Genomic DNA, 9,634 nt, shown 5'->3' with positions numbered 1-9,634 from the left:
CATTAGAAAGTTTAATTATAATAACCCAATTGAAGTCCTAAATGATAAGTGTGTTGCACTTATGGGTTGAACTCAGCGTTAAATAAAATAAGTTTTTAATTCAAAGCAAAAATCGGATTAATACCAAGAATTTGATTCAAGACAACTTATTCTTTACTCTTAAATTTAAAGTGTTGTCCCCCGACTGAAGCTTCGTACATTAAACCTCCTTTGATGAATGTAAAAACGGCAACTCCGTTTTGGTATGCTACATCAATTGATGCGCCTTTAGTTATTACCACTGCAGATGCTTGGGCATCTAGCTTTAATTTGCCGTTAGTAAATTTTTTAAAAGATTCTTTGTTTTCAAAGAAGATAACTTCACTATACTGTTGACCCCCAGCTTGCAAACCAAAAGACGCTTGTTTTAATTTAGAAGATCCTACTATTTTGGCTTCTTTATAAACAATACCATTGCCTGCAGCTCCACCGACTCCTAGACCAGCCTTGGTAATTTTAGGGAAGACAGCATAGCCATATGCCTCATTTACAAATTTTTCAAGTTTTGGTGATTCTTCAAGCATTTTAATCATAGCTTTTTCAGAATCTTCTTGCAGTGCTGGATTCCAGCCTCCAATTTGGGCGCTCCCTACGTGTGAAATTGCAAGACCAATTAGAAATAATACTATTTGCGATTTTTTAATTAATGTTATCATAATAATATTTTTAAATTTTAAGTTTACTCTTGTGCTGAGACCATTTTCAATATATAGTCTTCAAGATAATAATACATTATCTTAAAAAGATACAAGTTCAGTTTTTTTAATGAAAATTTACACGAATTACGTTTTTAAAACCACATTAGAAATGAAAATAGTATCAGTATATATCTATTCATTACTTCATCTCGAAAATTTCTTTTATTTTTATTTCAGACAATTGTTTAAAAAATAGCTTGTAGCATTTTTCTTTTCTATTTGGCTATAAAAACTATCAAGGTAACTAAGCATATTTTTTTTACTACGTTCTTTTAGCAGATCAAAGTTTTCAATCATATTATAGATTTCGCTTTTTTTGGTTATAAACTCTTTAAGCATGATTTCATAGGTTTCTTTACTGTAGCAGGGGCCTAAAAAATACCTTTCAGTTACCGAATTAATATCTAAATTCTCTGAAGGAATTGCATAAATAGCATTGACAATACCTGAATAATCGAAATCATATGGTACCGCTATGGCTTTAGTATTGTTTCCTGTTTTATGAGTGAATAGTTTAATATTATGAAGACCGGTAACAGACCAATCTGAATTACCAATTGCATACTGAAAAATTGAAATTTTTGCCATTTGAAGATCTTCGATATCTTTTCTTATAGCCCTTTTAGATTTGGCTTCATATAAATTGTTTCTTTTTGCTAATTTTTGAGTTTCTTCAATTAAAAAAGCATGCCCCGATTCTATTTTTTTACTTTTTTTCCTGTGTCAATATAATCTATATCTAGAAGATGTACCTTAAAACTGTAGGGAGAGAGTATGTTGTATATTTTATAAGCTAAAAATTCTTTAAGTAAATACTGATCGTAAACATCATTGCGTCTACAGTCATAAACCATTTTCATCTTTTCAAGACTTTCAATATCCTTAATGAAGAATTTGGTTTTTTTGAAATTTAATTTTAGTGGTGGTCTTGAACAATATTGTCTTCTAAATTTTCCACGAGGCTTCACTCTTATTACCCGTTTCACCACTAGGCTGTCATCAAGTGGAAAATGTAATAATGCATCTAAATAATCATTTTTATTTCTATCTCTACTCAGTTTTTTAAAATTTGTTTCAAATGTAATTTTAAGAGGTGCTTGCTCTTCAAAGATGTCATAGTGATCAGGTATTCGTTTCATCCACTCATCATAAGAAAGCTTTTGACCATTATTTTTATTGAACAGTCCTTCATTATCATTTATTTGTGATGAAACTGTAAAGGTCAAAGTTATAATTAGACCCAAACTTAAAAATTTACGCAATTGCAACACTCTTATCATTTTTACAGCAATTTTTCTTAGCATGTTAATAGTCTTCATATTTAATAATTCTTTGTAATAATCTAATGATAAATCTAAAATTCATAAGTGTCTTGTTGAAAGAATCTTATTCGCTTAACATCTTAAGCGAAAAATACTAATAAGCTACATTGTTTATCAATGAACACATATTAATCACTTTAATAGAAAATATTTTAAATGTACATTTTAAGAGGGTAGAATTACGTTCAATTATAAATCGTATAAATAAATTTCTTACGCTACTACTTTTGTATTTATCATATTCTAAATTATAAGATCTTTTTATTTGTAAATCAACGCCAATCAATAGGTATATTTTTTTAAACAAAACGGTTTGTATAAAATAAATCAGATGTAATTTTTAATTATAAAATATATTAATAAGTATTTCATTTTATGATGCTTGTAACTGTCTATTTTTTTTTCAATTTAATAAGATTAATGATTTGGGTACTGTTGTTATTATCCGTTCAAGACATTTGGTGAACTAAAGTAATTCGTTGTATGTGTTCTGGTAAGTTAGCAAATCTAAAATCGTGTCGTTAAGGCTAATTTATCAAATTTTTGAATTTGAAGGCCATCAATAAAAACAACATCTCCTCCGTTACGAAGGTTGAAATCTATCAAATCGCCAATGATATCTTTGGTAAAAAAACCGTGTTGTCCATTTTTAAATGTATTTACAGGGAAAACTTCATCGTCAAATAATAATGCTGGTTGAAAATATGCTTTTTGAACAAAAAGCGTACGACCTCTGCCGTTTTTTACGTACCTGTAAATAACATTAAGGTCAGTAACAATTTTTTTCTCATTCATGGCTTCTGTTAGTTCATCTATACGCTTATTATTTTCTCTATTCAAAATTGGTGCAAGCTGTTCCCATGACTTTAAAACAATATTGTTGTTCTTCTCGTGAACCCAGTTTTTAGTTACGTTCTTTTTAATTAGTAAAGAATTTTTTGAAACTTTTAAATAGTGTTCAAAATTTTGCAATTCGGTCGCTAATATTATGGGCAATGGTGTTCTTTTAGTAATATTCGAGACCATTGTATCGACTCTTTCGAAAAAATCATCAATTGGTTTGTTTTTCTCTTGCAGCATTATGTTTTTTAAACCATTATTGGTATTTTGTGTATTATCAATATTGAACAATTCTAAATGATTTTCAAGAATGGTAATGTCTTTTACTTTAATCATTCGAGCTTGTTTTCTGCTCAATACTAAAATATAAAATGCAGATTGCAAGAACGTATTTCTTATGAGATTTCGGTCGCCTAAAATATAGCCATCACAAACGTTTTCAGTCAAAATTAGAGGTAGTCGTACATATTCGGCAATATCTTGATTCAAAAAAAGAATGAGACTTTCAAGGTTTTTACTATGGTCGATTTTTGATATAAGATCGTTTGCACGTTCTATTATTAGATTAACAAATTGCTGATCATGACGCGGTAAGAGTTTATCTTGAACCTGTTTTGATATCTTTTTTAATAAAAATCCGTCTTTAATATACTCAGGTTTTATTCTATGGGTATTCAGTGTTATTGTTATGCAATCTTCTTCATACACATTTTTTAGTTTAACCAAGAAGTCGCCTAAAGGTATTTTCGATTTTCCTATCATTCAACTCAGTTTTAATAGAATTAATTCATTTAATAGATATGCTATTGAGGCGTGTTACATCATAATTCAAGGAAGGCTTACTAATTATTGCATGGTTTTTATTTTTTTCAATTTAATTTCATGCTTTGTATGAGAATTCAAGTAATTTATTTTCAAAATGTTGATTAACTCAAAGTTTTTTAAAGTTAAGTAGCTTATTAGATATTATAATTATCATCGTAGGACAATTAAACTTTTACATATTAAAGGAGAAGACTAATAAGTAAATAAACTAGGAATGATATGTCGGAGTAAAACTGTTTTATATATAAATGTACTGTATTGATAAGATATGGCTACTGAGCTTAGATAGTTTCGAATAATTTTAGCCAATAGAGTAAAGAAGAATCTGTCATAAGATCTCTTACTTGACTTTAATTGGTGTTACAGAATGATTATAATATAAATTCGTCGCAATTAATCTCTACCAGCTATTCTGAATAGATGCTATTTTAGTCGACCTTTATATCAATAAAAATCTCTGAGCTAGAATCGTAGTCTAGCCCAAATTTGAACAATTTTACCAGATGATGAAAGAAGGAATAAAAGATCAAGTGCTTTTAGTTAACGATAATTGGTCAAGACACCCTATTTTTGTAATAGAGCTGATCGAAAAAGAAAGTAGTGAAATTTGTTAGAATCATGGCTTATATATAATTAAATAAAAAAAGCAAGCTAATCTACTTGATGCTTTGACAATGATATAGACATTAAGAAAATATTTAACAATATAAATGCATAACAAAATGAAAATAATCCAAACATCAATATTGTTCTCAAGTGCGTTACTTTTTTTTAGCACACAAAGTATTTTTTGCCATGCCAATTCGAAGCCGAAACTAGTTTTACAAATTACTGTGGATCAATTACGTGCTGATTTACCAAATACCGTTTTTGATAGATTGCCCGAAGGCGGATTTAAATACTTATATAACCAAGGTATAGTTTATCAAAATGCACAACATGGTCACGCCAATACAGAAACTGTTGTAGGTCACACTACTCTGGCAACAGGAGCTAACCCTTCAGAACATGGAATGATTGGGAATCTGTGGTATGACAAAGAATTGAAAAGAAGCATATACAATGTTGAAGACTATCGGTATCCATTAATTGGTTCTGGGGCAGGGGTGGACAAAAACACCGAAGTTGATCCGACTCAGGCAGCTGCATCTACTGATGGGCGATCGCCTTCTGCCATAATTTCTACTACATTTTCTGATGAACTAGCTATGTCTACCAATGGTAAGGCAAAAATATTTGGTGTATCAGTTAAAGATCGAGGTGCAATTACTATGGCTGGTCATGCTGGTAAAGCATTTTGGTTCAGTAAAGCTAAAGGTCAGTTTGTAAGTAGTTCATATTATTATGACGAATATCCAAGTTGGGTAAATAAATGGAATAGCAAAGAAGTTTATAAAAGCTACGCCAATACCAGTTGGCAATTGACAAACGATATTTCGACATATATTCATGGAGAAGAAGATGATATGCCTTATGAAACAAAGTTTCCTGGGTATGGTGTAGTTTTTCCTCATAATTTTGGTAATGCAGACAACAAATATTTTACAACATTTTTGACCTTAAGCCCTGCCGGAGATGAAATTACTTTAGATTTTGCTAAGGCATTATTTGAGTCTGAGAAACTGGGTTTAGATAATATTACCGATTATTTATCCATTAGTTTTTCATGTACAGATTATGTTGGTCATGTTTTCGGACCTTCAAGTCTAGAGGCTGAAGATAATTTGTTTAAGCTAGACAGAACCCTGGCAGATTTAATAAAATTTGTTGATGACAAAATTGGTTTAGATAATGTTTTGATTGTTCTTTCGGCTGATCATGGTGCGCCAGATGTGCCTGAAAGATTAAAAACAATTGGTGTTGATGCTGGTTACTTTGATTTAGATTCTGTTGACACCTTGTCTATACAATCAGTAATTGAAAAAAAGTTTAAGATTAGCGAAAAAGTTGTTTCTGGATATTTTCACCCATATGTATATTTAGACAATGAGGTTATTGAAAAGTATAATTTAGATTTAGATGAAGTTTCTCGAACGCTAGCCAAAGAGTTACAAAAACAAGAAGGGATTGCTTTTGCGATACCGTCTATAGACCTTTTAGAAGGTAAAATTTCAAGAACTAAGCTAACTACTTCTATTTTAAATAATTATAATCCAAAAAGATCAGGGGAGATATATATAGTTACAGAGCCTTATTGGTTTGTAAATGACATGGATGGGCTAACAGTTGCTAGCCACCACGGTTCTCCTTGGAAATATGACACAAGCGTACCTGTAATTTTTGCTGGTAATGGTTTAAAAAAGCAAACTATTTATCGCACAATACAAACAACTGATGTTGCATTGACACTGTCGAATTATCTGAATATAAAAATTCCATCTGGTTCATCAGGCGAGCCATTGTTAGAGGTATTGAAAAAACTGAAGTAGTTTGTTTGAAGTACTAATTTTACCATTTTCTAGGTCTAAGGTTTATTTTTCAAACTAATAATTCGAAAAATATTTTCTTTAAAAGACTAGAAAATAAATAATATTCCGATAGTTAATTATAGAAATGGCTCGGCAATTAAGCTGTGGTTTTAAAATATAATCTTAAATCATGAATTTACTTTTTCAAACCAGTAATATGCTAATACTTATTAAATACTTGAAATCTATATTCAGTTATAAGGATTACTATAGTATTTGGATGATTATTTTACTTTTTGGTATTGTGCAATTATCCTTTGGTCAGCGTAATTCTATTTCTTTTGATAGTATAAATAGTAAAGAGAATTTTGGGCGTTTTAAATACATTGAACTAAAAGGGCATTCAGGAATGCATATATATACAGGGGGTGGATTAACCGACGAGATTGATTCTGGTTATAGTTCATTCGATTTGCGCTTTGGTTGGCAGCCTAGCAATGAAGAAAGTTGGACCAATCCTTATGGGTTTAGTTCTTATGGGGTTGGGTGGTATTCCGGTTTTGTAGGTGACCCAAAGGTTTTTGGAAAACCAAATGCACTTTTTGGGTTTATTAATTTTCCTTTAAGTAAATACAGTAAAAGAAATGTAATGGAGATTAGCCCGGCACTTGGTTTAACTTATAATCTTGAACCTTTTGATGCTGAAAACAATCCTCTGAATGATGCGATTGGAGCAAGAATGGCAGTTTATTTTAGTCTACATTACGGTGGTACCTATCGTATTAACAGAGAGATGGATTTGATTTATGGTATAGACTTTACACATTTTAGTAACGGTAGAACATATCAGCCGAATTACGGTCTTAACATGTTCGGTTTTAATCTAGGATTCAGATATCACTACAATGCAGATCAACATTTAGTAAACAATGATCCATATACATCTGAGTTGTTACAATCTCGATTTAAAAGACCAAAAAGTAGAAGTCGAGTGAAAAACTTTGATAAAGCCAATTCGTTCAGCTTTCATGCGGCGATTGGTACAGTTCAAAATGATGAAGATGCAGGAACTTCAAATCGATATAACACTTTTTCTGGAGTAATGGATTATCGTCATAAATTTGATGAGATGCATGGTTTAACCACAGGGTTAGATTTGTTTTATGACGGTAGCTTAAAGGGGGGCAACACTGGTGAAACTAGTAATAATTATTCTTATGGTATTCATGTTGGTTATGATTTAATGTTTTGGAGAATGGCTTTGAGGGTTCAGATGGGAACTACTTTAGGGTCAGAAAACGGTAAAAATTCTAATTTTATACGTCCTGGACTTCAGTATAATATTAATGATTGGTTGCACACCCAAGTTGCTTTAAAAACAAAGAATGGAGCAGTTGCCGATTGGGTTGAATTCGGTATCGGAATTACTCCTTTTAAATGGTAAAATAAAAGGCTAAATCTATCTTAATTTCTAACGATTATTTGAAGTTTTGATTATGGTCTTAAACAATTATAAATAAGACAGGTTTAAAATAGAAAAATAAAGGCCTTAAAACAGATGTTTAGATTACTAGTAATAGAATTGCGAAAACTTATGCTCTTTGTAATTTGATATTAGATGTCTAAAGAGTAGGTCTATTTATACTTGAATAGAATAAAGTGGGTACTATTAGAATTTGTGGTCTTAAACTCAATTTGCTCTTAGAATTGTTTTAATAATTGAAACATTATGTTATAAAAAGGCAATACCATAGAATGTTCTCATCTTTGAGTTTGAGAAATAGCACTTAACACTCTGAAATAGGTAAAAGTTAAAAATTCCATCCGCAACCTATACCAATATTAAAATGCTTTAAGTTGTCTATTGGAAAAAAATCACTTGAATTGGTGGCATAACTATAAGATGTATTAGCTAAAATTGTGAATTCTGAATTAATTTGAAATTGCACACCAATTTCAGGACGAACTAAAAATCCCCAATTTTTATCATCTATAACAAAAGCATTAAAGAATGCTTCTTGTTGGCTGAATTGGGCACCCAAGCCTATTCCCATAAATGGTCTAATATTGCCGTTGTTGTTAAAATTATAGTAAGCATTTGCTGTAAACGGTAAAAGGTATACTTGTCTTACTAGATCAGTATAAACGGCATTTGAACCGTCTTCTGTTTCATATAATTGCTTGTCTGTTTTTTCATCAAAGGAGTTCCATCCTAAAGAAATACCAACGGCAAAATTATTTTCAATATAATGGCGATACTCCAGCCTTACATTTCTAAAACTGATTTTTGACAAATAATCGTTATTTAAAGGAACGCCTAAACCCCAACTTACTAAAAATTGATCTTCATTATAGTTGTTACTGTATGATTTCGTGTCGCTTTGACCAAAAATAGTTTGACTAAGGCAAAGTATTATTATTACAATAAAGGTTCTCATGATTTAGATTATTTATTGGTTAAATATGGCGATTGTTCAAATGATTGGTCTATAGCCGTAAGAGCCCTCGTAAGGTTGGTTCTATCAGAAGAACTTAAAATACCGAACATTGCTGATCCCCAAACTGCTTTTAGATTTTTATTTTCATCTGCATTTTCTAAATCGAATAGTTCAACATTGAGCGATCCGGTATCATATGTATAAAATCCGCAATATGGATAATAGTAGCCATAACCTGGATAACCCCAATAATATGGATCCCAATAGCCTGGATAACCGCCCCACCAACCTGAACAAATTTGGTTAACAACTTCAACATCGATAATTGAAGGAATTACCGCAAGATCTGGGTTGTCTGACCTTTCAACAAATCTATAACCTCGTGCATCTAAATTTGCTTTAATCTTCGCGATTATTTGATCAGCACCCGCACCTACTAAAATTGTATCTGTTTCACTATCGGATATTCTTGGAATAGTATCAGAAATATGATAAGTTTCGTAATCAGAATAATCTGCCTGTAAATCTCTATTTGTTGCCACTACTAAATCAGATGAAAGTGAATTAGTAGTTGGTGATTTATAGCAAGACTGAAAAAAGAGCCCTGTAATTATCACCATAGTAAAAGTTATTAATTTTTTCATGTCATACAATTTTATTATGCCTATTACTTGCTTGCAATTATGACTTGGGTGTAAGTTTTTATTTCGAATTGTTTCTTTGTTATTTATAAAATTTATGCTAACAAATTCAGTTGTTTGTTAAAGAAAATATTCCTCAGAATTAATAATGTAAATTTAGCAAATTAGCTTAATATTTTTGTTATCATTTAAGGTCAATTGTAACTATGGTAAGTTGTTACCAAAAATTAAATTATAACCATTTGTGTTTTTTATAAAATTTTAGAATAACAACGGTTATATTCGGTCTATTAAGTGAAAACTAAAGACAAGTTGTTTGTTTAGAGAAACGTTGTTTTTTAAATCACTTGTAGGCTTCCCTAAAAATAGGACAGTTCATAATTCGAATTTACTAACTTTAAATTCAAACTGTCACGATGAAAA

General features: G+C 30.8%; 8 protein-coding genes. 2 read left to right on the top strand and 6 right to left on the bottom strand.

What is annotated here, in order from left to right; translation table 11 throughout:
- Positions 1-146: 146 nt before the first annotated feature.
- The 4 genes from Q4500_RS18465 to Q4500_RS18450 all read right to left on the bottom strand — a co-directional run bounded on the left by Q4500_RS18465 (position 147) and on the right by Q4500_RS18450 (position 3,661).
- The gene (locus tag Q4500_RS18465; RefSeq protein ID WP_303601038.1) at positions 147-695 is read right to left on the bottom strand and encodes a YSC84-related protein; all 549 of its coding nucleotides are present in this window, start codon (positions 693-695) and stop codon (positions 147-149) included.
- Between the two features lie 210 nt (positions 696-905).
- Positions 906-1,325: a hypothetical protein gene (locus Q4500_RS18460; RefSeq protein WP_303601037.1), complete on the bottom strand. Its 420-nt coding sequence runs from the start codon at positions 1,323-1,325 to the stop codon at positions 906-908.
- Between the two features lie 110 nt (positions 1,326-1,435).
- Positions 1,436-2,056 (bottom strand): hypothetical protein, encoded by a 621-nt coding sequence (locus Q4500_RS18455; protein WP_303601036.1) that lies wholly within the window; start codon positions 2,054-2,056, stop codon positions 1,436-1,438.
- A gap of 510 nt (positions 2,057-2,566) precedes the next feature.
- On the bottom strand, positions 2,567-3,661 hold the full coding sequence (locus tag Q4500_RS18450; protein ID WP_303601035.1) for a hypothetical protein: 1,095 nt from the start codon (positions 3,659-3,661) through the stop codon (positions 2,567-2,569).
- 785 nt (positions 3,662-4,446) lie between these two features.
- Between Q4500_RS18450 and Q4500_RS18445 the strand changes: the two genes are divergently transcribed.
- Together Q4500_RS18445 and Q4500_RS18440 are read left to right on the top strand one after the other, a co-directional pair.
- Positions 4,447-6,153 (top strand): alkaline phosphatase family protein, encoded by a 1,707-nt coding sequence (locus Q4500_RS18445; protein WP_303601034.1) that lies wholly within the window; start codon positions 4,447-4,449, stop codon positions 6,151-6,153.
- A gap of 169 nt (positions 6,154-6,322) precedes the next feature.
- Positions 6,323-7,576, top strand: coding sequence for an acyloxyacyl hydrolase (locus tag Q4500_RS18440; protein WP_303601033.1), 1,254 nt, complete (start codon positions 6,323-6,325; stop codon positions 7,574-7,576).
- 367 nt (positions 7,577-7,943) lie between these two features.
- Here Q4500_RS18440 and Q4500_RS18435 read toward each other — a convergent pair whose 3' ends face one another.
- Together Q4500_RS18435 and Q4500_RS18430 are read right to left on the bottom strand one after the other, a co-directional pair.
- Positions 7,944-8,570: an OmpW family outer membrane protein gene (locus Q4500_RS18435; protein WP_303601032.1), complete on the bottom strand. Its 627-nt coding sequence runs from the start codon at positions 8,568-8,570 to the stop codon at positions 7,944-7,946.
- A gap of 8 nt (positions 8,571-8,578) precedes the next feature.
- Positions 8,579-9,214 (bottom strand): DUF4136 domain-containing protein, encoded by a 636-nt coding sequence (locus tag Q4500_RS18430; RefSeq protein WP_303601031.1) that lies wholly within the window; start codon positions 9,212-9,214, stop codon positions 8,579-8,581.
- Between the last annotated feature and the right edge of the window lie 420 nt (positions 9,215-9,634).

Source organism: Maribacter sp. 1_MG-2023, assembly GCF_030547005.1.
In the GTDB taxonomy this organism is placed as follows: Bacteria; Bacteroidota; Bacteroidia; order Flavobacteriales; family Flavobacteriaceae; genus Maribacter.
Note: the sequence above shows the minus strand (reverse complement) of the source record. Positions and strands in the feature narration are given on the sequence as shown.